This is a genomic window from Pollutimonas rozaliensis (assembly GCF_048751585.1).
Taxonomy (GTDB): domain Bacteria; phylum Pseudomonadota; class Gammaproteobacteria; order Burkholderiales; family Burkholderiaceae_B.
This window is the reverse complement of record NZ_JAZHOB010000126.1, coordinates 1-270: the sequence shown is the minus strand read 5'-3', so window position 1 is coordinate 270 and position 270 is coordinate 1. Positions and strand designations below refer to the sequence as shown.

1 protein-coding gene is annotated in these 270 nt (G+C 45.6%); it reads left to right on the top strand.

Annotation, left to right across the window (positions count from 1 at the left end; genetic code table 11):
* A partial coding sequence (locus tag V0R37_RS22250) for a CorA family divalent cation transporter (protein ID WP_420376574.1) occupies positions 1 to 270 on the top strand: 270 nt, incomplete at both ends.

Genomic DNA, 270 nt, shown 5'->3' with positions numbered 1-270 from the left:
CTTGATGAGCAAGGCGGTGCGCGCACTATAGAAAACAGCGCCGAACTACATAATTGGCAACCAGAGCAAGGCAAGCTTTGGTTGCACATGGATTATAGCCAAGCTGACGTTGTCACTTGGCTAAAAGGCTGTGAATTTTTAACCGACTACGAATTAGAGTCGCTAACTGCAGACGAAACTCGTCCACGTATCACCTCTGCTACAAACGGCCATATGTTATTTTTACGCGGTATTAATTTAAATCCGGCACAAAGCCCTGAAGACATGGTT